We start from the raw sequence: 24748 nt of genomic DNA on the forward strand, positions 1-24748 counted from the left end.
ATCAGACGCAAAATTTGCGTCGCGCGGAGATCCTGTGGGAGCGAGCCTGCTCGCGAAGGCGTGCGCCTGTGCAACACAAAAACCCAGTCCGTTGGTCAACTAATTACAAAGCAACCTAACTATTGCGTTGACATTCGCTGCCTAGGCAGTAACATCTCGACATACATTCACTGCCTAGGCAGTTATTAGGTGAGCACATGAAGCATTTCACCCCGGACGAATTCAAACATTGCCATCTCGGCCTGTTGCTGGGCCGCGCCGCGTTGCTCAAGGACCGGATCATCGACACCCACATGGAACCCCACGGCATCACCGCCGCGCAGTTCAAGGTGTTGATCATCATGGCCCAGTACGGCGTCGACACCCCGGCCGAGCTGTGCCGGCACCTGTCGCTGGACAGCGGTTCGATGACGCGCATGCTCGATCGTCTGGAGCAGAAAGGCTTCCTGGTTCGCCAACGCAGCGAAGGTGATCGCCGTCAGGTGCAGCTCAAGCTCACCGAGCAGGGCCAGCAACTGGCCGATCGCCTGCCCTATATCGGCGCCGATGCGATGAATGAACTGGCCGGCGCCATCTCTCGCGAAGAGCTGAAAACCCTGGAATACATCCTCAAGAAAATCCTGCTGGCAGCCGGTGACCCGATCACTATCCAGCGCTTAGGTGAACATAATGAGCGGTAAAACCTTGCGCAGCAGCCTGACCCTGCTGCTGTCGGCGATGATCCTCGCCGGTTGCGCCAACTACAGCGGCCTCGACACTCAGGGCAAAAATCTCGACGCGAAAAGCCTGAAAGTCGGCCAGTCGCTCAACGGCGTGACCCTGTCGCCGGCCGCGTGGCCGAAAAGCGACTGGTGGACCAGCCTTGGCGACCCGCAACTCGACGGTCTGATCCGCGAAGCCCTGCACGACAGCCCGGACATGCAGATCGCCGAAGCCCGCGCCCATCAGGCCAGCGCCGCCGCGTATGCCGCCGATGCCGAACGCTATCCGACCCTCGACGCCAGTGCCGGCATCAGCCGTTCGCGCCTGGCCAAGGATCAGGACCCGCGAGGGCAGGGCGATGCCTACGCGACGGTGCGTAACGTCAGCGCCGGCTTCAACTACAACTTCGACCTGTGGGGCGGCCAGCGTGATGCCTGGGAAGCCGCACTCGGTCAGGCCCGCGCCGCCGAAGTCGATCGTCAGGCAGCGCAGTTGACCCTCGCCGCCGACGTGGCCCGGGCTTACAGCGATCTGGGTCAGGCGCACATTGTCTACGACCTGGCCATCGACGATCTCAAGCGCACCAAACAAATGCTCGATTTGAGTCAGCGTCGCTTGAGTGCCGGTATCGACAGCCAGTACCAGTTCCAGCAAACCCAAAGCCTTGAGGCCAGCTCCGAAGCCAGCCTGATCGACGCCGAAAAGCGTCTGAACAGCGCGAAAATCGCCCTGGCCGTGTTGCTCGGCAAAGGCCCGGATCGCGGCAATGAGATTGCTCGGCCGAAAGTCCTGCAAGCCAGCGCCGTGGCGGTGCCGTCGGTGCTGCCGGCGGAGCTGCTGGGTCGGCGTCCGGATCTGGTCGCTGCGCGCTGGCGCGTAGAAGCGGCGAGCAAGGACATCGACTCGGCGAAAACCCGCTTCTATCCCAACTTGAACCTCACGGCCTCGGCCGGTGCCGAATCTTTGTTGGGTGACGCGATGTTCGGGTCGGCCAGTCGTTTCTTCAGCATCGCCCCGACCATTTCGGTGCCGATCTTCGACGGCGGGCGCCTGCGCGCCAACCTCGATGCGCGTGACGCCGATTACGATCTGGCGGTGGCGCAGTACAACAAAAGCCTGGTGAAAGCCCTGGGTGATGTCAGCGACACGATCAACCAGTTGCGTGACATCGGCCGGCAGATCGGCGCGCAACAACACGCTACCGAGATTGCTCAGGATTCTTACAACACCGTCGTCCAGCGTTACGGTTCCGGCATCGGCAACTACCTGGACGTGCTCAGCATCGAGCAGCAATTGCTGCAGGCCCAGCGTCAGCTGGCCGACCTCAATGCCGAGCAGATCGACCTGTCGATTCAACTGATGCAAGCGCTGGGCGGCGGCTTTCAGGGTGAGACCCTGACCGCAGCCAACGCCACCCCAGCCACGTCGCACAACTAATTCAGGTATTTGTCATGGCCACTGCCGAAAACACCCAAACTCAAGCCAACACGCCCGACACTGGCAATCCACGCAAGCGCAAATTCATGCTGCTGGTGCTGGCCGTCGTGGTCCTGCTCGCCGGGGCCGGCGTCTGGGCGTATCACGAATTCATCGGGCGCTTCAACGAAAGCACCGACGACGCCTACGTCAACGGCAACGTCGTCGAGATCACGCCGCTGGTCACCGGCACCGTGGTCAGCATCGGCGCCGACGACGGTGATCTGGTTCACGAAGGTCAGGTGCTGGTCAACTTCGACCCGAACGACGCCGAAGTCGGCCTGCAAAGTGCCCAGGCAAAACTCGCGCGCACCGTGCGTCAGGTGCGCGGCCTGTACAGCAACGTTGACGGCATGAAAGCCCAGGTCAACGCGCAACAGGCCGAAGTACAGAAAGCTCAGGACAACTACAACCGCCGGAAAAACCTCGCCGCCGGCGGGGCGATTTCCCAGGAAGAACTGTCCCACGCCCGCGACGATCTGACCTCGGCGCAAAACGCCCTGGCCAACGCCAGACAGCAATTGAAAACCACCAGCGCGCTGGTCGATGACACCGTGGTCTCGTCGCATCCGGACGTGATGCAGGCCGCTGCTGAACTGCGTCAGGCGTACCTGACCAACGCCCGCAGCACCCTGATCGCGCCGGTTACCGGTTACGTCGCCAAGCGCACTGTGCAGCTCGGTCAGCGCGTACAGCCAGGCACCGCGCTGATGGCGGTGATTCCGCTGGATCAACTGTGGATCGACGCCAACTTCAAGGAAACCCAACTGCGTGACATGCGCATCGGCCAACCGGTGGACATCGAGTCCGACATCTACGGCAGCAGCGTGAAGTACAGCGGCACCGTCGACAGCCTCGGCGCCGGTACCGGCAGCGCGTTCGCTCTGTTGCCGGCGCAGAACGCCACTGGTAACTGGATCAAGATCGTGCAGCGTGTGCCGGTGCGGATTCATATCAACGCCGAAGAACTGGCCAGGCATCCATTGCGCGTCGGTCTGTCGACCAACGTTGAAGTGAACCTGCACGACCAGAGCGGCCCGGTGCTGGCCCAGCAACCGCCGCAGAAGGCCTCGTTCAGCACCAACGTCTACGACCGCCAACTGGCTGAGGCCGACGCGATGATTGCGCAGCTGATCCACGACAACAGTGCTGCGGTCAGCAAAACCGCGCAACGCTGAATCTTTCCCCTGTGGGAACAGGTTCTCAAGGTGATGAGATTTACTGTGGTGAGGGGATTTATCCCCGATGGACTGCGCAGCAGGCCCGGCTTTTCTGAATCTAAGGACGGGCCGCTTGGCGACCCATCGGGGATAAATCCCCTCACCACAGAGGAACTTCTTCATCACAAGAGCCTGTTCCTTATGGGCAACTGCTTCTTTAACAGACGCAGCGTCAACCCGGTCTCATAGGATTCACAATGAGCAATAACGCCTCTTTCACGCCGCCCAGCCTGTTGCTCAGCACCATCGGCCTGTCGCTGGCGACGTTCATGCAAGTGCTCGACACCACCATCGCCAACGTGGCGCTGCCGACGATCTCCGGCAACCTAGGGGTGAGTTCGGAGCAGGGCACCTGGGTGATCACCTCGTTTGCCGTAAGCAACGCCATCGCGCTGCCGCTGACCGGCTGGCTCAGTCGGCGTTTTGGCGAGGTGAAGCTGTTTTTGTGGGCCACCATTCTGTTCGTGCTGGCCTCGTTTCTCTGCGGTATCTCAACCTCGATGCCGGAACTGATCGGCTTTCGCGTGCTGCAAGGCCTGGTGGCCGGCCCGCTGTACCCGATGACGCAGACGCTGTTGATTGCCGTGTATCCGCCCGCGAGGCGCGGCATGGCCCTGGCATTGCTGGCGATGGTCACGGTGGTCGCGCCGATTGCCGGGCCTATTCTCGGTGGCTGGATCACGGACAGCTACAGCTGGCCGTGGATCTTCTTCATCAACGTACCGATCGGCATCTTTGCGGTGATGGTGGTGCGTTCGCAGCTGGCCAAGCGTCCGGTGGAAACCAGTCGGCAGCCGATGGACTACGTCGGTCTGATCACGCTGATCATCGGCGTCGGCGCGTTGCAGGTCATCCTCGACAAGGGCAATGACCTGGACTGGTTCGAATCGAACTTCATCATCATCGGTGCGGCGATTTCGCTGATCGCCCTGGCGGTGTTCGTCATCTGGGAAATGACCGACCAGCACCCGGTGGTCAACCTGCGCCTGTTCGCCCATCGCAACTTCCGCATCGGTACGCTGGTGCTGGTGCTGGGTTACGCCGGGTTCTTCGGCATCAACCTGATCCTGCCACAGTGGCTGCAAACCCAGATGGGTTACACCGCGACCTGGGCCGGTCTGGCCGTGGCGCCGATCGGCATTCTGCCGGTGCTGTTGTCGCCGTTTGTCGGCAAGTACGCGAACAAGTTCGACCTGCGCCTGCTGGCCGGTCTGGCGTTCCTCGCGATTGGCTTGAGCTGCTTCATGCGCGCCGAGTTCACCAATGAGGTGGACTTCCAGCACATCGCCCTGGTGCAGCTGTTCATGGGGATTGGCGTGGCGCTGTTCTTCATGCCGACCCTGAGCATCCTGATGTCCGACCTGCCGCCGAGCCAGATCGCCGACGGCGCCGGTCTGGCGACGTTCCTGCGCACCTTGGGCGGCAGCTTTGCGGCATCGTTGACCACGTGGATCTGGATCCGCCGTGCCGATCAGCATCATGCGTACATGAGCGAAAGCATCAGTACCTTCGAACCGGCGACCCGCGAGACGTTGAATCATTTAGGTGGCGCGAGCCAATCGGCGTACGCGCAGATGGATCAGATCCTCACCAGCCAGGCGTACATGCTCTCCACCGTGGATTACTTCACGTTGCTGGGCTGGGGGTTCATGGGGCTGATTCTGATTGTGTGGCTGGCGAAGCCGCCGTTTGCCGCAAAAGCAGGCCCGGCCGCGTCCGGACATTGATTGTGCGGTGATTGCTAAAAGATCGCAGCCTGCGGCAGCTCCTACAGGGAAACGCATTCCAATGTAGGAGCTGCCGCAGGCTGCGATCTTTTGATCTTGGCTGTTAGATTGCGGGAGCAGGCAGGGCAGGCGGCGGGGCAAAGTCGAACGGCGCCAGGGCAAACCCGCTCTCATCCACCTGCAACGCCCAACCCTGACGATCCCAATCCCCCAGTACAATCCGCTTCGCCGCCTGCTCGCCGAGCTGCAGCTTGTGGATTGCCGGGCGATGGGTATGGCCGTGAATCAGGGTTTTCACTCCATATTCCTGCATGATCCGCGGAACTTCGTCCGGCGTGACATCGACAATGTCGTTGGCCTTCATCCGCGTCTGCGCACGGCTTTCGCTGCGCAGCTTGCGCGCCAGTTTGTGGCGGGTGCTCAGTGGCAGGTGGCGCAGGATGAACAGGGTGATCGGGTTACGCAGGTAGCGCCGCAGCTTCATGTAGGCTTCGTCGCGGGTGCACAGGCTGTCACCGTGCATCAGCAACACCGGCTCGCCGTAGAACTGCACGACACTCGGATCCTTCAACAGCGTGCAGCCGGCTGCTTTGCAGAAGGCCTTGCCGAGCAGGAAGTCGCGATTGCCGTGCATCAGAAAGATCGCCGTGCCGCTGTCGCTCAATTGGCGCAGGGCCTGGCAGATGGAACGCTGGAAGGGCGTCATGGCGTCGTCGCCAATCCACGCTTCGAAGAAGTCGCCGAGAATGTACAACGCACTCGCCGAGCGGGCGCGTCCGGCGAGCAAATCCAGAAACGCCCGGGTGATGTCCGGGCGCTCCTCTTCCAGATGCAAATCTGAAATCAGCAATATCACGCTTCGATGATCTCGGCTTTCTCGATGATCACGTCGTCTTTCGGCACGTCCTGGTGACCGGCCTTGGAAGTGGTGGCAACGCCTTCGATCTTGTCGACGACGTCGGTACCGGCAACCACTTTACCGAATACGGCATAACCCCAGCCCTGAGCGGTCTTGGCGGTGTGGTTGAGGAAGCTGTTGTTGGTGGCGTTGATGAAGAACTGCGCCGAGGCCGAATGCGGGTCCATGGTGCGGGCCATGGCAACGGTGTACTTCTCGTTCTTCAGACCGTTGTCAGCTTCGTTCTGAATGCTTGGGCTCTTGTCTTTCTTTTCCTGCATGCCAGGCTCGAAACCGCCGCCCTGGATCATGAAGCCCTTGATCACGCGGTGGAACACCACGTTCTCGTAGTGACCTTTCTTAACGTATTCGATGAAGTTGGCAGCGGTGATCGGCGCTTTTTCCGCGTCCAGTTCGATGACGATGTCGCCGTAGTTGGTGGTCAGTTTGACTTGAGTCATGATCGCTACTCTTTATAAGGAATTCGTGGGTAATGGGACATTTCGGCCCGTTACCGGTTCAGCCCATGGGCCAAGGTGCGCAGTTTAGCGTGACAGGCGCGAATTTCGAGGCTGTTTTTCCAAAACCCGTCGATTAAATGCACGCCTTTATAGGCCGCGCTCTGTCAGCCCCTTGACAGCATCGGCTATGATAGCGGCTTTGTTTTGTCTGGCCCCCTTTGTGGCCGCGCACATGTAAGTCAAGGATCCTATGAGCAAGCCCACTGTCGACCCTACCTCGAATGCCAAGTCCGGCCCTGCCGTGCCGGTCAATTTCCTGCGGCCGATCATCCAGGCAGACCTGGACTCGGGCAAGCACACCCAGATCGTCACCCGTTTTCCGCCTGAGCCCAACGGCTACCTGCACATCGGCCACGCCAAGTCGATCTGCGTGAACTTCGGCCTGGCCCAGGAGTTCGGCGGCGTCACGCACCTGCGTTTCGACGACACCAACCCGGCCAAGGAAGACCAGGAATACATCGACGCGATCGAATCCGATGTCAAGTGGCTGGGCTTCGAGTGGTCCGGCGAAGTGCGCTACGCCTCGCAGTATTTCGACCAGTTGCACGACTGGGCGGTGGAGCTGATCAAGGCCGGCAAGGCCTACGTCGACGACCTGACGCCGGAGCAGGCCAAGGAATACCGCGGCAGCCTGACCGAGCCGGGCAAGAACAGCCCGTTCCGCGACCGATCGGTGGAAGAGAACCTCGACTGGTTCGCCCGCATGCGCGCCGGTGAGTTCCCGGACGGCGCCCGCGTGTTGCGCGCGAAGATCGACATGGCCTCGCCGAACATGAACCTGCGCGACCCGATCATGTACCGCATTCGTCACGCCCATCACCATCAGACCGGTGACAAGTGGTGCATCTACCCGAACTATGACTTCACCCACGGTCAGTCGGACGCCATCGAAGGCATCACCCACTCGATCTGCACCCTGGAATTCGAAAGCCATCGTCCGCTGTACGAGTGGTTCCTGGAGAACCTGCCGGTGCCGGCCAACCCGCGCCAGTACGAGTTCAGCCGCCTGAACCTGAACTACACCATCACCAGCAAGCGCAAGCTCAAGCAACTGGTCGATGAGAAACACGTCAATGGCTGGGACGACCCGCGCATGTCGACCTTGTCGGGCTTCCGTCGCCGTGGCTACACGCCCGCGTCGATCCGCAACTTCTGCGACATGATCGGCACCAACCGTTCCGACGGCGTGGTCGACTTCGGCATGCTCGAGTTCAGCATCCGTCAGGACCTGGACGCGAACGCCCCGCGCGCCATGTGCGTGCTGCGCCCGCTGAAAGTCGTGATCACCAACTACCCGGAAGGTCAGGTCGAAAACCTCGAACTGCCGCGTCATCCGCAGAAAGAAGAACTCGGCGTGCGCCAGCTGCCGTTCGCCCGTGAAATCTACATCGACCGCGATGACTTCATGGAAGAACCGCCAAAGGGCTACAAGCGCCTAGAGCCGAACGGCGAAGTGCGTCTGCGCGGCAGCTACGTGATTCGTGCCGACGAAGCGATCAAGGACGCCGACGGCAACATCGTCGAACTGCGTTGCTCGTACGACCCGGACACCCTCGGCAAGAACCCTGAAGGCCGCAAGGTCAAGGGCGTGATCCACTGGGTGCCGGCGGCTGCCAGCATCGAGTGCGAAGTGCGCCTGTACGATCGCCTGTTCCGTTCTCCGAACCCGGAGAAGGCCGAAGACAGCGCGAGTTTCCTCGACAACATCAACCCTGACTCACTGCAAGTGCTGACCGGTTGTCGTGCTGAGCCATCGCTTGGCAACGCACAGCCGGAGGACCGTTTCCAGTTCGAGCGCGAAGGCTACTTCGTTGCCGACATCAAGGACTCGAAACCAGGTCAGCCGGTATTCAACCGTACCGTGACCCTGCGTGATTCGTGGGGCCAGTGATTCGCGTCAAGGAAATATAAAGTGCTGACGATCTACAACACGCTCACCAAGAGCAAAGAAGTGTTCAAGCCGCTGGATGGCAACAAGGTGCGCATGTACGTGTGCGGCATGACCGTGTACGACTACTGCCACCTCGGCCACGGCCGCAGCATGGTCGCGTTCGACCTGGTGACCCGCTGGCTGCGGTTCAGCGGTTACGACCTGACCTACGTGCGCAACATCACCGACATCGACGACAAGATCATCAATCGTGCCCGCGAGAACGGTGAGTCGTTCGAAGCGCTGACCGAACGCATGATCGCCGCGATGCACGAAGACGAAGCACGCCTGAACATCAAGAAACCGGACATGGAGCCGCGCGCCACGGATCACATTCCGGGCATGCACGCGATGATCCAGACTCTGATCGACAAAGGCTTCGCTTACGCCCCGGGCAATGGCGACGTGTATTACCGTGTCGCCAAATTCATGGGCTACGGCAAGCTGTCGCGCAAGAAGATCGAAGACCTGCGCATCGGTGCACGGATCGAAGTCGACGAGTCGAAAGAAGACCCGCTGGACTTCGTGCTGTGGAAGGCCGCCAAGCCGGGCGAGCCGAGCTGGGAATCGCCGTGGGGCGCCGGGCGTCCGGGCTGGCACATCGAGTGCTCGGTAATGTCCACCTGCTGCCTCGGTGAGACCTTCGACATTCATGGCGGCGGCAGCGACCTGGAGTTCCCGCACCATGAAAACGAAATCGCCCAGAGCGAAGCAGCCACCGGCAAGACCTACGCCAACGCGTGGATGCACTGCGGCATGATCCGCATCAATGGCGAGAAGATGTCCAAGTCCTTGAACAACTTCTTCACCATTCGCGACGTGCTCGACAAGTACCACCCGGAAGTCGTGCGTTACCTGCTGGTGTCGAGCCACTACCGCAGCGCGATCAACTACTCGGAAGACAACCTCAAGGACGCCAAGGGCGCACTCGAGCGTTTCTACCACGCGTTGAAAGGCCTGCCGAGCGTTGCTCCGGCCGGCGGCGAAGCCTTCGTCGAGCGTTTCACCACGGTGATGAACGACGACTTCGGCACGCCGGAAGCCTGCGCGGTGCTGTTCGAGATGGTGCGCGAGATCAACCGTCTGCGCGAGAGCGATCTCGACGCGGCGGCCGGACTGGCGGCACGTCTGAAAGAACTGGCGAGCGTGCTGGGGGTGTTGCAGCTGGAAGCCGATGACTTCCTGCAGGCGGGTGCCGAAGGGCGTGTCGATGCCGCTGAAGTCGACGCGCTGATTGCTGCACGTCTGGCGGCACGCGCCGGCAAGGACTGGGCCGAATCCGACCGCATCCGCGACCAGCTCACCGCCATGGGCGTGGTGCTGGAAGACGGCAAGGGCGGCACGACCTGGCGTCTGGCTGACTGATTGCCTGATCCGCGTTAAAACAAAACCCGCCTTGTGCGGGTTTTTGTTTTTTGGGCTTTGGGTCTTGTGGTTACCGGGCTGACGCCATCGCTGGCAAGCCAGCTCCCACAAGTTTTTTGTTGTTCACGAGTGTTGCGTATAACCCGAAACCCTGTGGGAGCTGGCTTGCCAGCGATGGGGTCCGCCCAGGCAACCAGTCATTCAGCCTGCCGCAAACGCTTGTAGAGGGTATTTCGGCTCACCCCAAGCCTGCGCGCCAGATGCGAAATATTGCCCCCGGAGGCTTTCAACTCCCGGTTCAACGCCTCGGCATCGCTCAGGTCGATGCCCAACGGCTCGGCCACCTCCACCGGCTCCATCTCCAGATCGACAAAAAAATCATCCGGCAAATGCTCCGGCCGTACCGGTTGCTCCTCGGCCATCGCCAGCGCCACCTGCATCACGCTGCTGACCTGACGCAGATTGCCCGGCCATGGATGTCGGCTGAACAACTCCAGCACTTCGCGGCTGAGCCCGGCCCATTGTGTCGGTTCGCGATGCTGCTCCCACAGGCGTTTGAACAGCGCCTCTTTATCACCGCGCTCTCTGAGCGGCGGCAGTTCCAGTGTCAAACCGCCAATTCGGTAGTACAAGTCCTCACGAAACCGCCCCAGTTGCACTTGTTCGCGCAAAGAGCGGTTGGTCGCCGAGATGATCCGCAGATCCACCGGGAACAACTCGCTGCTGCCCACCGGTTGCACACAGCGCTCCTGCAACACCCGCAGCAACCGCGCCTGAGTCGGCAGCGGCATGTCACCGATCTCGTCGAGGAACAGCGTGCCCTTATCAGCTTTGCGGATCAGGCCGATGCTGCCTTTCTGGTTGGCGCCGGTGAACGCGCCTTTTTCGTAGCCGAACAGTTCCGACTCCACCAGTTCGGCGGGGATCGCCGCGCAGTTGACGGCGATGAATGCCTGTTTGCTGCGGGAGCTGGCTTGGTGCAGCGCTTTGACGAAGACTTCCTTGCCGACCCCGGTTTCACCGTGGATCAGCAGCGGGATGTCTTTTTCCAGCAGGCGTTCGGCCTGACGCACGGCTTTTTCCACGCGGCTGTCGCCAAAATGCAGAGAGTTGAGGCTGATCACGCCCGGCGCTTTGATCGGCGCGGTTTTCGGTTCGGCAAATACCCGAGGCTGAACAGGCGCCTGTTGCGGTCGCTTCAACAGGCACTGGAAACGGTTGCGCCCCGAGGTCTGCAAGGCAAACGGCAAGCCGTCGGGCTGATTCAGCAGCTCCAGCAGCGACACGTTGAACAGGCTTTCGACGCTGACCCGCGACAGGCGCACGCCAAGCAGATTGTCCGCGCGGCGATTGGCCGACAGCACTTGACCGCTCTCATCGAAAATCAGCAAACCGGCCCATTGACTGTCGAGGTTGTTCAACCCGGTGTTGAAGGTCAGCTGAAAGTGCTGGCCATGGAACAGGTTGAGGATCAACCGGTTCTCCACGGTCTGGCTCATCATCTTGACCATGCCCAGCGTGTGCGAGGGGGGCAGGTAACTGTCGCTGGACACGTCGAGCACGGCGATGATCTTGCGCTCGGCATCGAATATCGGCGCGGCAGAACCGGTCATGAAGCGGTTGGCTTTCAGAAAGTGTTCATCGTGCTCGATGTGCACCGCTTGCTCGCAGGCCAGCGCGGTGCCGATGGCATTGGTGCCGCTGCAGCGTTCCATCCAGCTCGCTCCGGCGCGAAAACCCCGGGCCAGGTTCGGCTCGATAAAGCGCTGAGTGCCCCAAGATGTCAGCACCTGGCCGTGGTGGTCAGCGAGCATGATCAGGCAGTTGGAGTTGCTCAGGATGTTCTCGTAGTACGGCAGGACTTCCTGATGCGTGGTTTGCACCAGTGAGTGGTGACGGTCGAGCAATTGCGCAATGCCGGCGGCAGGCAGTTGGTCGAAGGCCGGGGCACTTTGATGGTCGAGGCCGAAGGCGCGGCAACGCTGCCAGGAGGTCTGGACGATCGCGTCGTGGGACAGCGGCGGGGCAGGTGCGGCCATGGCGGTGGGCCTCTGATGCAGCGTTTTTATTATTGTTATGACCCACACAATTCCCCTGTAGGAGCTGCCGCAGGCTGCGATCTTTTGATCTTATTCTTGAAAACAAAAGTCAAAAGATCGCAGCCCTTCGGCAGCTCCTACAGGGGTGTGTGAACAGTTCATAGAGTGTTGTTCACAATTGTTCATTGTCAATCGCCCAACTGTTCAAATGTGTTCAGCAATGAACCCCCGTTCCCCACGTTTTCGACACTTTTCACGACAAATCAACCACTTGCCATTTCTGGCACGAATGTCGCTCTGCTGCACAGGTCGCTTGACTCCAATAATAAAAAAGGCCGAGCCATGTCACTCACCCTGGAGCATGTCAGCCGTACCGTCGAGGGCCAGACCTGGATCGACGATGCCTGCCTGACCTTCGAACCCGGATCCTTCAACGTTCTGCTCGGCCGCACGCTGTCCGGCAAGACCAGCCTGATGCGTTTGATGGCCGGTCTGGACAAGCCCGACAGCGGCCGCGTCCTGATGAACGGCGTCGACGTCACCCAGCGCCCGGTGCGCCTGCGCAACGTGTCGATGGTCTATCAGCAGTTCATCAATTACCCGACCATGACCGTGTTCGAGAACATCGCCTCGCCGCTGCGTCAGGCCGGTGTCGCCAAGGACATCATCCACAGCAAGGTGCAGGAAACCGCACGGATGCTGCGCATCGAGAAGTTCCTGCAGCGCTATCCGCTGGAGCTGTCCGGCGGTCAGCAGCAGCGCACGGCGATGGCCCGGGCGCTGGTCAAGGATGCTGAACTGATCCTGTTCGACGAGCCGCTGGTCAATCTCGACTACAAGCTGCGCGAAGAACTGCGCCAAGAGATGCGCGAGCTGTTCAAGGCCCGCCACACCATCGCGATTTACGCCACCACCGAGCCCAACGAAGCGTTGGCCTTGGGCGGCACCACGACCATTCTTCACGAAGGCCGGGTGATCCAGAGCGGCCCGTCGACTTCGGTGTATCACCAGCCGCAAACCGTGCTGGCAGCGGAGTTGTTCTCCGAACCGCCGATCAACCTGATGCCCGGGCGCATTGCCGGCAACGAAGTCAGCTTTGCCAACTTCGTGCACTTCCCGCTGAACGTCGATCTGCGCCCGGTGGGCGAGGGCGAATTCCGCTTCGGCGTGCGCCCCAGCCATATTTCGCTGGTGCCGAGCAACGATGACGATCTGGAACTGGCGGTTACCGTCGAGGTGGCGGAGATCAGCGGTTCGGAAACCTTCCTACACGTGCGCAACGAACATTTCCTGCTGGTACTGCACCTGCCCGGGGTGCACGAATACGACGTCGATGCGCCGATCCGCATTTACATCCCGACCCACAAACTGTTCGTGTTCGATGCGCAGGGCCGTCTGGTGCAGGCACCGGGCCGGCGTGTCGCGAGGGTTGCCTGATGGCCGAAATCCGTTTGCAGCACCTGGCCCACAGCTACAGCAAGCAGCCGAGCGGGCCTGACGATTACGCAATCCGCGAAATGGACCATATTTGGGAGCAGGGCGGCGCCTATGCCTTGCTCGGCCCTTCGGGTTGCGGCAAGTCGACCTTGCTCAACATCATTTCCGGCCTGCTCAGCCCCTCGCAAGGGCATGTGTTGTTCGATGGCAAAGCGGTCAATGACCTGACCCCGGAGAAGCGCAACATCGCCCAGGTGTTCCAGTTCCCGGTGGTCTACGACACCATGACCGTGTTCGACAACCTGGCCTTTCCCCTGAGAAATCAGGGCATGGCCGAGGCGAAAGTGCACAGCAAAGTGCAGGAAATCGCCGAAGTCCTCGACCTGCAAAACCTGCTGAGCAAGAAGGCCCGCAACCTCACCGCCGACGAAAAACAGAAAGTCTCCATGGGCCGCGGCCTGGTGCGCGACGACGTCTCGGCGATCCTCTTCGACGAGCCGCTGACGGTGATCGACCCGCACCTGAAGTGGAAGCTGCGACGCAAGCTCAAGCAGATCCACGAGCAGTTCAACATCACCATGGTCTACGTCACCCACGATCAACTGGAGGCCTCGACCTTCGCTGACAAGATCGCGGTGATGTACGGCGGGCAGATCGTGCAGTTCGGCACCCCGCGGGAATTGTTCGAGCGGCCGAGCCACACCTTTGTCGGCTACTTCATCGGCAGCCCGGGGATGAACCTGATCGATGTGCAGCCGCAGCCGGGCGGGGTCGGTTTCGCCTCCACGCACCTGCCGTTGTCCGACGCCTTGCAGCGGCATATCGAACACGGCCAGTGGAAAAATCTGAAGGTCGGCATCCGCCCCGAGTTCATCCATGTCTGGGATGAACCGTTTGACGAGGCGATGCAGGCGCGGGTGGTCCACGTCGAAGACCTGGGCACCTACAAGATCCTCACCCTCGACCTCGACGGCGCGCCGTTGAAGGTGCGTCTGGCCGAAGACAAACCGGTGCCGCAAGGCACCGCGTACATCAGTTTTCCGGCGCAGTGGCTGATGGTCTACGCCGACGAGTTTCTTCTTGATGACACCGACTCTACCGAGGTGCAGCCATGAACAAGGTGCAGAACAACAGGGCCTGGTGGCTGGTGTTGCCGGTGTTCCTGCTGGTGGCGTTCAGTGCGGTGATCCCGATGATGACCGTGGTCAACTACTCGGTGCAGGACATCTTCGACCAGTCCAGCCGCTACTTCGTCGGCGCCGACTGGTACAAGCAGGTGCTGCTCGATCCGCGTCTGCATGACTCGCTGCTGCGCCAGTTCATTTACTCGGCCTGCGTGCTGTTGATCGAAATCCCGCTGGGTATTGCCGTCGCCCTGACCATGCCGACCAAGGGTCGCTGGTCGTCAGTGGTGCTGATCATCCTGGCGATTCCGCTGCTGATCCCGTGGAACGTGGTTGGCACCATCTGGCAGATCTTCGGTCGCGCCGACATCGGTCTGCTCGGCTCGAGCCTGAATGCGCTGGGCATCAGCTACAACTACGCGGCCAACACCATGGACGCCTGGGTCACGGTGTTGGTGATGGACGTCTGGCACTGGACTTCGCTGGTAGCGCTGCTGTGTTTTTCCGGGTTGCGGGCGATTCCTGACGTGTATTACCAGGCGGCGCGCATCGACCGCGCCTCGGCCTGGGCGGTGTTCAGGCACATCCAGTTGCCCAAGCTGAAAAGCGTGCTGCTGATCGCAGTAATGCTGCGCTTCATGGACAGTTTCATGATCTACACCGAGCCGTTCGTGCTCACCGGTGGCGGGCCGGGTAATGCCACGACCTTCCTCAGTCAGACCTTGACGCAGATGGCGGTCGGCCAATTCGATCTGGGCCCGGCAGCGGCATTTTCGCTGGTGTATTTCCTGATCATCCTGCTGGTCTCGTGGCTGTTCTACACCGCCATGACCCATTCCGACGCCAATCGCTGAGGGCCCGGCCATGCACAAAAGAAAGCTGATTCCGTTGCTGGTGTACATCCTGTTCCTGCTGGTGCCGATCTACTGGCTGCTGAACATGTCGTTCAAGAGCAACACCGAAATCCTCGGCGGGTTGACCCTGTTTCCGCAGGATTTCACCTGGCACAACTACAAGGTGATTTTCACCGATCCGAGCTGGTACACCGGTTATCTCAATTCGCTGTATTACGTCAGCCTCAACACGGTGATCTCGCTGAGTGTGGCGTTGCCGGCGGCGTACGCGTTTTCGCGCTATCGCTTCCTCGGTGACAAGCACCTGTTCTTCTGGCTGCTGACCAACCGCATGGCGCCGCCGGCGGTGTTTCTGTTGCCGTTCTTCCAGCTCTATTCGTCGATCGGGCTGTTCGATACGCACATTGCCGTGGCACTCGCGCACTGTCTGTTCAACGTGCCGCTGGCGGTGTGGATTCTTGAGGGGTTCATGTCCGGGGTGCCCAAGGAAATCGATGAAACCGCGTACATCGACGGCTACAGCTTCCCCAAGTTCTTCGTGAAGATTTTCATCCCGCTGATCGGCTCCGGGATCGGTGTCACGGCGTTTTTCTGCTTCATGTTCTCTTGGGTCGAACTGCTGCTGGCGCGCACGCTGACGTCGGTAAACGCCAAGCCGATCGCGGCGGTGATGACCCGCACCGTGTCGGCCTCGGGCATCGACTGGGGCGTGCTGGCAGCGGCGGGGGTGTTGACCATCCTGCCGGGCATGCTGGTGATCTGGTTTGTTCGCAACCACGTGGCCAAGGGCTTTGCCCTGGGTCGGGTCTGAGGAACGCATGATGGAATGGATGAGCTGGACCACCCCCACGGCGGGGTTCTTTATTGCCATCGGCCTGTTGCTGGTGGGCATGACCACCTGGGAACTGCGCTCGCCGAGCATCCTGCGCCGCGGTTTTCTGCCGATTGCCACCACCCGTGGCGATCGCTTGTTCATCGGTCTTCTCGGCAGCGCCTACCTGCACCTGCTGGTAATCGGCGTCACCGACTGGAGCATCTGGGTGGCGTCCGCGCTGTCTCTGGTGTGGCTGTTGGTTGTGATGCGCTGGGGCTAGTCGAGTCGCTCGGCAATCGTGCTCCGAAACTCTAACTGGAGGTCTCTATGTTCGATAAAAACAATAAGCTGCGACATAGCATTTCATTGGCAGCCATGCTCGCACTCAGCGGTTTGAGCGCTTCGGCCTGGGCCGATGCCTACGAAGACGCTGCGAAAAAGTGGATCGGCAGCGAATTCAAACCGTCGACCCTGACGGCGGATCAGCAGCTCGAAGAATTGAAGTGGTTCATCAAGGCCGCCGAGCCGTTCCGCGGCATGGAAATCAAAGTGGTTTCCGAGACCCTGACCACCCACGAATACGAGTCCAAGGTGCTGGCCAAGGCGTTCAGCGAAATCACCGGGATCAAGCTCACCCACGACCTGCTGCAAGAAGGCGACGTGGTGGAAAAAATGCAGACGGTGATGCAGTCGGACAAGAATATCTACGACGGCTGGGTCAACGACTCGGACTTGATCGGCACGCACTTTCGCTACGGCAAGACCGAGTCGATCACTGACCTGATGGCCAACGAAGGCAAGAACTTCACCTCACCGACCCTCGACATCAAGGACTTCATCGGTATCTCGTTCACCACCGCGCCGGACGGCAAGATCTATCAACTGCCCGACCAGCAGTTCGCCAACCTGTACTGGTTCCGCGCCGACTGGTTCGAACGCGCCGACCTGAAAGCCAAGTTCAAGGAAAAGTACGGTTACGAATTGGGCGTGCCGGTGAACTGGTCGGCCTATGAAGACATCGCCAAATTCTTCAGCGAAGACGTCAAGGAAATCGACGGCAAGCGTGTCTACGGCCACATGGATTACGGCAAGAAAGACCCGTCGCTGGGCTGGCGCTTTACCGATGCCTGGTTCTCCATGGCCGGTGGCGGCGACAAAGGCTTGCCCAACGGTCTGCCGGTGGACGAATGGGGAATTCGCGTCGAGGACTGCCATCCGGTCGGTTCCAGCGTGACCCGCGGCGGCGACACCAACGGCCCGGCGGCAGTGTTCGCCACGCAGAAATACGTCGACTGGCTCAAGGCCTACGCGCCACCGGAAGCGGCGGGCATGACGTTCTCCGAGTCCGGCCCGGTGCCGTCACAAGGCAATATCGCCCAGCAGATCTTCTGGTACACCGCGTTCACCGCCGACATGACCAAACCGGGCCTGCCGGTGGTCAACGCCGACGGCACGCCGAAATGGCGCATGGCGCCGTCGCCGCGCGGGCCGTATTGGGAAGAGGGCATGAAGCTCGGCTATCAGGACGTGGGTTCGTGGACGTTCATGAAATCCACGCCTGAGAAACAGAAGCTGGCGGCGTGGTTGTACGCGCAGTTCGTCACCTCGAAAACCGTATCGCTGAAGAAAACCATCGTCGGCCTGACGCCGATTCGCGAGTCGGACATCAACTCGCAGGCGATGACCGATCTGGCGCCAAAACTCGGTGGCCTGGTCGAGTTCTACCGCAGCCCGGCCCGCGTGCAATGGACCCCGACCGGGACCAACGTGCCTGACTATCCGCGTCTGGCGCAATTGTGGTGGAGCCACATCGCCGAAGCGGCCAGCGGCGAGAAGACTCCGCAGCAGGCGCTGGATGGCCTGGCCAAGGATCAGGACGCAATCATGACCCGCCTCGAACGCTCCAAGGCGCAAGCCACGTGCGCACCTAAAATGAACCCGGAACGCGACGCGCAATACTGGTTCGACCAGCCGGGCGCACCAAAACCGAAACTGGCCAACGAGAAGCCGAAGGGCGAGACCGTGAGCTACAACGAACTGCTGAAATCGTGGGCGGATGCGCGTAAGTAACGGCTGAAATGTGAAAAGCGAACGGCACCGAAAGGTGCCGTTTTTTTTGTTGCCTGATCTACCGCCATCGCGGGCAAGCCACGCTCCCACAGGTTTCTGTGTTGCTTACACAATCTGGGCACACCACAAACTCTTGTGGGAGCTGGCTTGCCAGCGATAGCGGTGTGTCAAACAACAAGGAAGTGACTGACCCGCCGCCATCGCTTGCAGGCAAGCTCTCACAGGTTTTCGTGGTGTCCACAAAACTCAAAAACACCCCGATCCCTGTAGGAGCTGCCGCAGGCTGCGATCTTTTGCTCCTGATCTTCAAAGGCCAAGGCAAAAGATCGCAGCCTGCGGCAGCTCCTACAGGACATCGGTCAATGCCAGCTTCATGCTTGAATTTCTTCAAAGGTATCAAGCATGGCGTCAGGCCCGGGTACACCGCGATTCACTGTGGGAGCTGGCTTGCCAGCGATAGCGGTGTGTCAAACAACAAGGATGTGACTGACCCGCCGTCATCGCTGGCAAGCCAGCTCCCACAAGTTTGCGTGTCGTCCAAAAAACTCAAAAACACCCCGATCCCTGTAGGAGCTGCCGCAGGCTGCGATCTTTTGATTCTGATCTTCAAAGGCCAAGGCAAAAGATCGCAGCCTGCGGCAGCTCCTACAGGACATCGGTCAATGCCAGCTTCATGCTTGAGTTTCTTCAAAGGTATCAAGCATAGCGTCAGGCCCGGGTACACCGCGATTCACTGTGGGAGCTGGCTTGCCAGCGATAGCGGTGTGTCAAAAAAATAAGGATGTGACTGACCCGCCGTCATCGCTGGCAAGCCAGCTCCCACAAGTTTGCGTGTCGTCCAAAAAACTCAAAAACACCCGGATCCCTGTAGGAGCTGCCGCAGGCTGCGATCTTTTGATTCTGATCTTCAAAGGCCAAGGCAAAAGATCGCAGCCTGCGGCAGCTCCTACAGGACATCGGTCAATGCCAGCTTCATGCTTGAATTTCTTCAAAGGTATCAAGCGTGGCGTCAGGCCCGAGTACACCGCGATTCACTGTGGGAGCTGGCTTGCCAGCGATAGCGGTGTGTCAAAAAAATAAGGATGTGACTGACCCGCCGTCATCGCTGGCAAGCCAGCTCCCACAAGTCTGCGTGTCGTCCACAAAACTCAAAAACACCCCGATCCCTGTAGGAGCTGCCGCAGGCTGCGATCTTTTGATCCTGATCTTCAAAGGCCAAGGCAAAAGATCGCAGCCTGCGGCAGCTCCTACAGGACATCGGTCAATGCCAGCTTCATGCTTGAGTTTCTTCAAAGGTATCAAGCATAGCGTCAGGCCCGGGTACACCGCGATTCACTGTGGGAGCTGGCTTGCCAGCGATAGCGGTGTGTCAAAAAAATAAGGATGTGACCGACCCGCCGTCATCGCTGGCAAGCCAGCTCCCACAAGTTTGCGTGTCGTCCAAAAAACTCAAAAACACCCCGATCCCTGTAGGAGCTGCCGCAGGACATCGGTCAATGCCAGCTTCATGCTTGGTATCAAGCATGGCGTCAGGCCCGGGTACACCGCAGATCACTGTGGGAGCTTGCCTGCAAGCGATGGGGCCATGGGTGCCGCCGCAGGAAAACCGAGGCGGAACACGGTCATGACGCCGGGCAAGCTCTTCACCTCCGCCACCCCCTGATGCAGGCTCATGATCGAGCGCACGATTGCCAGGCCCAGCCCGGTGCTGCCCTGCGAGCGCGAGCGGGCGCTGTCGACGCGGTAGAAGCGGTCGAACAAGTGCGGCAGGTGTCGCGCCTCAATGCCGACGCCGGGATTGCTGACCAGCAGTGACGTCTGCGTCGCGCCTTGCTCGATCAGCAAGGTGATGGTTTTACCGTGCGGGCAATGACGCAGCGCATTGGACAGCAGGTTGGAAATCGCCCGCTGAATCATCAGCCGATCGCCCAACACCGAGGCGCTGCCGACAACATTCAAGTGAATCTGCTTGTCCTGCGCCGACAGCGAAAACATCTCCGCGACCTTCGCCGCCTCAACCTCCAGCGCCACCGATTCAAACGGCGCCAGCGCCGACGGATGACTGACCTGCGCCAGAAACAGCATGTCCGAGACAATCCGCGCCACGCGCTCCAGTTCCTCGATGCTGGACACCAGCACATCCTTGTACTCTTCGGTCGTACGCTCGCGGGACAGCGTCACCTGGGCCTTGCCCATCAGGTTGTTGATCGGCGTACGCAGCTCATGCGCCAGGTCATCGGAGAACTGCGACAACTGCTGCACTCCGGCATCGAGGCGGTGCAGCATGAAGTTGATGCCCTGCGCCAGCTCGCTCAGCTCCTGCGGCATGTTGACCACCGACAGCCGATGATCCAGATCCTGAGTCGAAACCATCGCCGCCACTTTGCGAAACTCGCGCAGTGGCGCCAGTCCGCGCTGCACCGCGCCCCAGGCTGTGAGGCCGATGAACATCAGCAGCAACGGCAACGCGATCAGCGTCGAGCGCAGATAGGCACTGAGCAGCGCTTGATCATGCGCGTTGTCCATCGACAGCAGTACCGGCACGCTGCTGCCGTCCTTGAGGCGAATCAGCTTCGATGCGGTGAGGAACCGCGCGCCTTCGGCATCGCTGCTGTCGCTGTAGGTCAGTTGATCGGTGGTTCCGCGAACCGCTCTGAGTTCCACCCGTGGGTCGGTGAGTCCCGAGCCGGATTTGAGCAGCGGCGAACGCAGGTTCGAATGGTCATAAATCGTCAGCGTCAGGTTGTCATGGCCCATGACCTGATCGAGCAGAATGTGCGGTTTGCCGCTGACTTCATTGGCGTCGACGTACAGCGACAGGCTGTGCTCCACCTGCGCCATCTTCTTTTGCAGGCTGTCGCGGGACAGGGCATTGAGCTCATGGGTCAAGGCGAAATAGGCGAGGATCGCCAGGAACACCACCAACAGCGCGCCGAGAATACTTACCGTCAGACCGAGGCGCATCGACAGGCTGGCCGGCTTCATTCCCGCGCCTCCAGCACGTAGCCGACACCGCGCAGGGTGTGGATCAGCTTGTTGTCGAACGGGTCGTCGATTTTCGCCCGCAAGCGGCGGATCGACACTTCGACCACGTTGGTGTCGCAGTCGAAATTCATGTCCCACACCAGCGAGATGATCTGCGTACGGGTCAGCACTTCGCCGGATTGGCGCATCAGCAAGTGCAGCAGGGCGAACTCCTTGGTGGTCAGGTCGATGCGCTGCGCGCCACGAAATGCCCGATGGCGGCCTGGATCGAGTTCCAGATCGGCGACTTTCAACACCTGTGGCACTGGGATGTTTTCACTGCGGCGCATCAGGGTGCGGACCCGCGCGAGCAATTCGGGAAACTCGAACGGCTTGACCAGATAGTCGTCGGCGCCCAGGTCCAGACCGCGAATCTTGTCCGCCAGCCGCCCGCGCGCGGTAAGCATCATCACCCGCGTGGAGTGGGTGCGGCGCAGTTGTTCCAGGACGCCCCAGCCGTCCAGTTCCGGCAAGTTCACGTCGAGAATGATCAGGTCGTACGTCTGCTGTTGCGCGAGATGCAAGCCATCGGCACCGGTGGCGGCGTGGTCAACGATATAACCACTTTCGGTCAAACCCTGATGCAAGTATTCGGCAGCTTTAAGCTCGTCCTCGACGACAAGGATTCGCATGATCTTTCACCACTTTCATTTAATGGATGTTTAATTAAGGCGGTCAGGAAAGTTGTTGTTTTTGTAGGGCCTTGCGCACGTTTCAATAACTTGATGCCAGGCACGGTAAAGGCTGAAGTGGCTACAGGGTCAACGAGCGGAGCCTTTAAACCGGCGTTGCGCGACACCCTGTCGCAGCTTGTACGACTAATTTCCGAGACTTCGATTTCGGCAAGTGCTGTTTGGCAGATAATCCGTGCGTATGTGTTTCGATGTATTACGACAACGCCGTTTGCACTTCGCATCCTAGAGCAAAACAACTTTCGCTAACCGTTGATGACGGATTTGTAATGTTCCAGTCACCTTGACGATAAGTTCAAAACCCTACCGTGGCGGCATCAAAGATTCTTGAATAAAGGAAGTCTTCCAATTGCCCGGTTTAATCAAACTGACGGCGCGAACACGCCTGAACATAACCGCCAGCGGCCTCTTGTGGTTGGCGTGCAACAGCCTTGCCAGCGCCTCGACCCTGACTCTGGATCAGGCGCTGCAAAGTGCCTTCGCCGGCAACCCCGACCTCGCCGCCGCGCAGTGGGAAATCGGCATCGCCGAGGGCGATCGCCAGCAGGCCGGGCTGATCCCCAATCCCGAAGTGTCGTGGGAGGCCGAAGACACGCGGCGCGACTCGCGCACCACCACGCTGATGCTCAGTCAGCCGATTGAGCTGGGCGGCAAACGCGCAGCGCGGATCGATGTTGCCAGCCGCGCGCAGGACGCCGCCGGCATCGAGCTGGAGCGCAAGCGCAATGCCTTGCGCGCCGATGTGATTCAGGCGTTCAACAGTGCGCAAACCGCGCAGCAACGCTTGCAGTTGGCGCGCCAGTCGCTGCAACTGGCCGAGCACGGCTTGCGCGTGGCGCAGGGCCGGATCGAGGCGGGTAAATCGTCGCCGGTCGAAGGCACGCGGGCACAGGTGCAACTCTCGGAAGTGCGCCTGGAACTGAGCCGCGCCGAGCGCGATCAGGCCAACGCCTATCAACAGTTGGCGCAGGTCATGGGCGCACCGTTGCCGACTTCGACCAATGTGCAAGCTGCTACGCAAAACCTCGCCACGCTGCCGCCGCCCGGCCGCTTGCTTGAGCGTCTGAACCAGACTGCCGAGCTGCGTCTGGCGAAACTGCAGATCGATCAGCGCGAAGCCTCATTGGGCCTGGAAAAGTCCCAGCGCATTCCCGACCTGACCGTGAGCATCGGCAGCCAGTACAGCGAAACCGAGCGCGAACGGGTCAACGTGGTCGGGCTGTCGATGCCGATCCCGCTGTTCAACCGCAATCAGGGCAACGTGCTCGCCGCCGCCCGCCGTAGCGATCAGGCGCGGGATCTGCGCAACGCCACCGAGCTGCGTTTGCGCACTGAAGTCCAGACCAGCCTTGAGCAATGGCAGACCGCCAACGGCGAAGTCAACGCGTTCAATCAGACCATCCTGCCCGCCGCACAAAGTGCAGTGGACAGCGCCACCCGTGGTTTCGAAATGGGCAAGTTCGGTTTCCTCGACGTGCTCGACGCCCAGCGCACCCTGATTGCCGCGCGCAGCCAGTACATCCAGGCCGTCAGCGAGGCGACCGACGCCCGCGTGCGCCTCGAACGGATCTTCGGCGACCTCAGCGTCAGCCCTTGAATTTCACTGTTCAGACAACTGCGCGATGGCATGGCGCAGAGGAGTTTCCATGGATAAAAAACTGATGGTGGTCGCGGTGGCGACCCTGGCGCTGGGCATTGGCATCGGTTCGATGTGGCCGGCCACGAGCAACATCGACGCGCATGCCGATGAGGCTTCCGAACATGCTGACCACGCCGAGGAGGGCGCTGCCGCCGAAGGCGAACAGGCCGAAGAAGGCCACATCGAATTGAGCGCCGAGCAGATCGCTGCCGCAGGCATTCAACTGGTCGAGGCGCGGGCGCAGCGCATCAGTCTCGGCCTGTCGTTCCCCGGCGAAGTGCGCTTCGACGAGGACCGCACGGCGCACGTCGTGCCGCGCGTGCCGGGGGTGGTCGAGTCGGTGGCGGTCAACCTCGGGCAAGCGGTGAAGAAGGGCCAGTTGCTGGCGGTGATCGCCAGTCAACAGATCTCCGATCAGCGCAGCGAGCAGGCTGCCGCGCAACGTCGCCTGGCGTTGGCGCGTACCACCTACGAGCGCGAGAAAAAGCTTTGGCAGGACAAGATCTCCGCCGAGCAGGATTTCCTCCAGGCCAGGCAAGCGTTGGAAGAGGCGGAAATCGCCATGAACAACGCCCGGCAAAAAATCAGCGTGCTCAGCGGCAGTGTGGTCGCCACCGGCGGCAATCGCTACGAACTGCGCGCGCCGTTCGACGGCGTGGTGGTGGAAAAACACCTGACGCCGGGCGAGGTGGTCGATGAAACCACCGCCGCGTTCACCCTTTCGGACTTGTCCCGCGTGTGGGTGACCTTCGGCGTTTCGCCCAAGGACCTGACCCAGGTGCAGGTCGGCAAAGCGGTGACCGTCAGTGCGCCGGAATTGAAAGCTGAAGTGACTGGCAGTGTGGCTTATGTCGGCAGTCTGCTCGGCGAACAGACCCGCACCGCGACCGTGCGCGTGACCCTGGAAAACCCGCAAGGCTCGTGGCGACCGGGGCTGTTCGTCAGCGCACGGGTCGCCACTGACAGCCGCGAAGCGAAAGTGGCCGTGCCGGAAACCGCGATCCAGACCGTCGAGGACAAACCCACGGTGTTCGTGCGTACCGACGACGGCTTCAAGGCGCAGGCGGTGGAACTGGGCAGCCGCGCCGCCGGCCACGTGGAAGTCACCCAAGGGCTGGAACCGGGCGTGCAAGTCGCCAGTGCCGGCAGCTTCGTTCTCAAGTCGGAGCTGGGCAAAGCCTCGGCCGAGCACAATCATTAATTCTGGAAGGTTCCC

Annotated in this window: 20 protein-coding genes; 15 read left to right on the forward strand and 5 right to left on the reverse strand. The window is 60.6% G+C overall.

Features of this window, described 5'->3' with window-relative positions; all coding sequences use genetic code 11:
* Positions 1–197: 197 nt before the first annotated feature.
* From AC193Q_RS03040 to AC193Q_RS03055, 4 genes are all read left to right on the forward strand, one after another.
* A complete protein-coding gene (locus AC193Q_RS03040) occupies positions 198–680 on the forward strand; it encodes a MarR family winged helix-turn-helix transcriptional regulator (protein ID WP_041073261.1) in 483 nt (160 codons plus the stop codon).
* Positions 670–2139 (forward strand): efflux transporter outer membrane subunit, encoded by a 1470-nt coding sequence (locus AC193Q_RS03045; protein WP_121184763.1) that lies wholly within the window; start codon positions 670–672, stop codon positions 2137–2139. The genes AC193Q_RS03040 and AC193Q_RS03045 overlap by 11 nt, the downstream gene beginning before the upstream one ends.
* A 14-nt stretch (positions 2140–2153) precedes the next feature.
* Positions 2154–3356, forward strand: a complete 1203-nt coding sequence (locus AC193Q_RS03050) for an efflux RND transporter periplasmic adaptor subunit (protein ID WP_121184765.1) — start codon at positions 2154–2156, stop codon at positions 3354–3356.
* A 239-nt stretch (positions 3357–3595) separates the two neighbouring features.
* Positions 3596–5125: a DHA2 family efflux MFS transporter permease subunit gene (locus tag AC193Q_RS03055; protein ID WP_131670137.1), complete on the forward strand. Its 1530-nt coding sequence runs from the start codon at positions 3596–3598 to the stop codon at positions 5123–5125.
* A gap of 103 nt (positions 5126–5228) precedes the next feature.
* Here AC193Q_RS03055 and lpxH read toward each other — a convergent pair whose 3' ends face one another.
* Together lpxH and AC193Q_RS03065 are read right to left on the reverse strand one after the other, a co-directional pair.
* The gene (lpxH, locus tag AC193Q_RS03060; protein ID WP_095666959.1) at positions 5229–5981 is read right to left on the reverse strand and encodes a UDP-2,3-diacylglucosamine diphosphatase; all 753 of its coding nucleotides are present in this window, start codon (positions 5979–5981) and stop codon (positions 5229–5231) included.
* A complete protein-coding gene (locus AC193Q_RS03065) occupies positions 5978–6484 on the reverse strand; it encodes a peptidylprolyl isomerase (protein ID WP_027614639.1) in 507 nt (168 codons plus the stop codon). Before AC193Q_RS03065 ends, lpxH begins: the two co-directional genes overlap by 4 nt.
* Before the next feature lie 250 nt (positions 6485–6734).
* Between AC193Q_RS03065 and AC193Q_RS03070 the strand changes: the two genes are divergently transcribed.
* The gene (locus tag AC193Q_RS03070; protein WP_047291683.1) at positions 6735–8435 is read left to right on the forward strand and encodes a glutamine--tRNA ligase/YqeY domain fusion protein; all 1701 of its coding nucleotides are present in this window, start codon (positions 6735–6737) and stop codon (positions 8433–8435) included.
* Positions 8436–8456: 21 nt separating this feature from the next.
* Entirely contained in the window at positions 8457–9839 is a 1383-nt protein-coding gene (gene cysS / locus AC193Q_RS03075; RefSeq protein WP_047291685.1) for a cysteine--tRNA ligase, read from the forward strand.
* 197 nt (positions 9840–10036) lie between these two features.
* Here cysS and AC193Q_RS03080 read toward each other — a convergent pair whose 3' ends face one another.
* Positions 10037–11878: a sigma-54-dependent Fis family transcriptional regulator gene (locus tag AC193Q_RS03080; RefSeq protein WP_047291686.1), complete on the reverse strand. Its 1842-nt coding sequence runs from the start codon at positions 11876–11878 to the stop codon at positions 10037–10039.
* 342 nt (positions 11879–12220) lie between these two features.
* Between AC193Q_RS03080 and AC193Q_RS03085 the strand changes: the two genes are divergently transcribed.
* The 7 genes from AC193Q_RS03085 (at position 12221) to AC193Q_RS03115 (ending at position 18956) form a co-directional block, all read left to right on the forward strand.
* A complete protein-coding gene (locus AC193Q_RS03085; protein WP_047291688.1) occupies positions 12221–13315 on the forward strand; it encodes an ABC transporter ATP-binding protein in 1095 nt (364 codons plus the stop codon).
* Entirely contained in the window at positions 13315–14430 is a 1116-nt protein-coding gene (locus AC193Q_RS03090) for an ABC transporter ATP-binding protein (protein WP_121184773.1), read from the forward strand. The genes AC193Q_RS03085 and AC193Q_RS03090 overlap by 1 nt, the downstream gene beginning before the upstream one ends.
* Positions 14427–15293, forward strand: coding sequence for a carbohydrate ABC transporter permease (locus AC193Q_RS03095; protein ID WP_047291693.1), 867 nt, complete (start codon positions 14427–14429; stop codon positions 15291–15293). Before AC193Q_RS03090 ends, AC193Q_RS03095 begins: the two co-directional genes overlap by 4 nt.
* A gap of 10 nt (positions 15294–15303) precedes the next feature.
* Entirely contained in the window at positions 15304–16104 is an 801-nt protein-coding gene (locus tag AC193Q_RS03100; protein ID WP_041073277.1) for a carbohydrate ABC transporter permease, read from the forward strand.
* A gap of 10 nt (positions 16105–16114) precedes the next feature.
* On the forward strand, positions 16115–16387 hold the full coding sequence (locus tag AC193Q_RS03105) for a DUF2160 domain-containing protein (RefSeq protein WP_027614647.1): 273 nt from the start codon (positions 16115–16117) through the stop codon (positions 16385–16387).
* Positions 16388–16434: 47 nt separating this feature from the next.
* Positions 16435–18177: an ABC transporter substrate-binding protein gene (locus tag AC193Q_RS03110; protein ID WP_047291695.1), complete on the forward strand. Its 1743-nt coding sequence runs from the start codon at positions 16435–16437 to the stop codon at positions 18175–18177.
* Positions 18178–18341: 164 nt separating this feature from the next.
* A complete protein-coding gene (locus tag AC193Q_RS03115; protein ID WP_483879131.1) occupies positions 18342–18956 on the forward strand; it encodes a hypothetical protein in 615 nt (204 codons plus the stop codon).
* 772 nt (positions 18957–19728) lie between these two features.
* Here the strand turns inward: AC193Q_RS03115 and AC193Q_RS03120 are convergent.
* Both AC193Q_RS03120 and AC193Q_RS03125 read right to left on the reverse strand, forming a co-directional pair.
* Positions 19729–21162, reverse strand: coding sequence for a heavy metal sensor histidine kinase (locus tag AC193Q_RS03120; protein WP_047291698.1), 1434 nt, complete (start codon positions 21160–21162; stop codon positions 19729–19731).
* Complete coding sequence (locus tag AC193Q_RS03125; protein ID WP_047291700.1) at positions 21159–21833, reverse strand: heavy metal response regulator transcription factor; 675 nt, start codon at positions 21831–21833, stop codon at positions 21159–21161. The genes AC193Q_RS03120 and AC193Q_RS03125 overlap by 4 nt, the downstream gene beginning before the upstream one ends.
* 409 nt (positions 21834–22242) lie before the next feature.
* Here AC193Q_RS03125 and AC193Q_RS03130 point away from each other — a divergent pair, with 409 nt between their 5' ends.
* Complete coding sequence (locus tag AC193Q_RS03130; protein ID WP_121184777.1) at positions 22243–23490, forward strand: TolC family protein; 1248 nt, start codon at positions 22243–22245, stop codon at positions 23488–23490.
* A 49-nt stretch (positions 23491–23539) separates the two neighbouring features.
* Complete coding sequence (locus AC193Q_RS03135) at positions 23540–24733, forward strand: efflux RND transporter periplasmic adaptor subunit (RefSeq protein ID WP_121184779.1); 1194 nt, start codon at positions 23540–23542, stop codon at positions 24731–24733.
* Positions 24734–24748 lie beyond the last annotated feature (15 nt).

The organism is Pseudomonas sp. F2 (genome assembly GCF_057174385.1).

Bases quoted from the DNA above. Each gene is read 5' to 3' on its own strand.
- AC193Q_RS03100 (WP_041073277.1), top strand. From the start codon at position 15,304: ATGCACAAAAGAAAGCTGATTCCGTTGCTGGTGTACATCCTGTTCCTG.
- AC193Q_RS03120 (WP_047291698.1), bottom strand. From the start codon at position 21,162: ATGAAGCCGGCCAGCCTGTCGATGCGCCTCGGTCTGACGGTAAGTATT.
- AC193Q_RS03080 (WP_047291686.1), bottom strand. From the start codon at position 11,878: ATGGCCGCACCTGCCCCGCCGCTGTCCCACGACGCGATCGTCCAGACC.
- AC193Q_RS03045 (WP_121184763.1), top strand. From the start codon at position 670: ATGAGCGGTAAAACCTTGCGCAGCAGCCTGACCCTGCTGCTGTCGGCG.
- AC193Q_RS03040 (WP_041073261.1), top strand. From the start codon at position 198: ATGAAGCATTTCACCCCGGACGAATTCAAACATTGCCATCTCGGCCTG.
- AC193Q_RS03065 (WP_027614639.1), bottom strand. From the start codon at position 6,484: ATGACTCAAGTCAAACTGACCACCAACTACGGCGACATCGTCATCGAA.
- AC193Q_RS03105 (WP_027614647.1), top strand. From the start codon at position 16,115: ATGGAATGGATGAGCTGGACCACCCCCACGGCGGGGTTCTTTATTGCC.
- AC193Q_RS03125 (WP_047291700.1), bottom strand. From the start codon at position 21,833: ATGCGAATCCTTGTCGTCGAGGACGAGCTTAAAGCTGCCGAATACTTG.
- AC193Q_RS03110 (WP_047291695.1), top strand. From the start codon at position 16,435: ATGTTCGATAAAAACAATAAGCTGCGACATAGCATTTCATTGGCAGCC.
- AC193Q_RS03095 (WP_047291693.1), top strand. From the start codon at position 14,427: ATGAACAAGGTGCAGAACAACAGGGCCTGGTGGCTGGTGTTGCCGGTG.
- AC193Q_RS03050 (WP_121184765.1), top strand. From the start codon at position 2,154: ATGGCCACTGCCGAAAACACCCAAACTCAAGCCAACACGCCCGACACT.
- AC193Q_RS03070 (WP_047291683.1), top strand. From the start codon at position 6,735: ATGAGCAAGCCCACTGTCGACCCTACCTCGAATGCCAAGTCCGGCCCT.
- AC193Q_RS03055 (WP_131670137.1), top strand. From the start codon at position 3,596: ATGAGCAATAACGCCTCTTTCACGCCGCCCAGCCTGTTGCTCAGCACC.
- AC193Q_RS03085 (WP_047291688.1), top strand. From the start codon at position 12,221: ATGTCACTCACCCTGGAGCATGTCAGCCGTACCGTCGAGGGCCAGACC.
- AC193Q_RS03090 (WP_121184773.1), top strand. From the start codon at position 13,315: ATGGCCGAAATCCGTTTGCAGCACCTGGCCCACAGCTACAGCAAGCAG.
- AC193Q_RS03135 (WP_121184779.1), top strand. From the start codon at position 23,540: ATGGATAAAAAACTGATGGTGGTCGCGGTGGCGACCCTGGCGCTGGGC.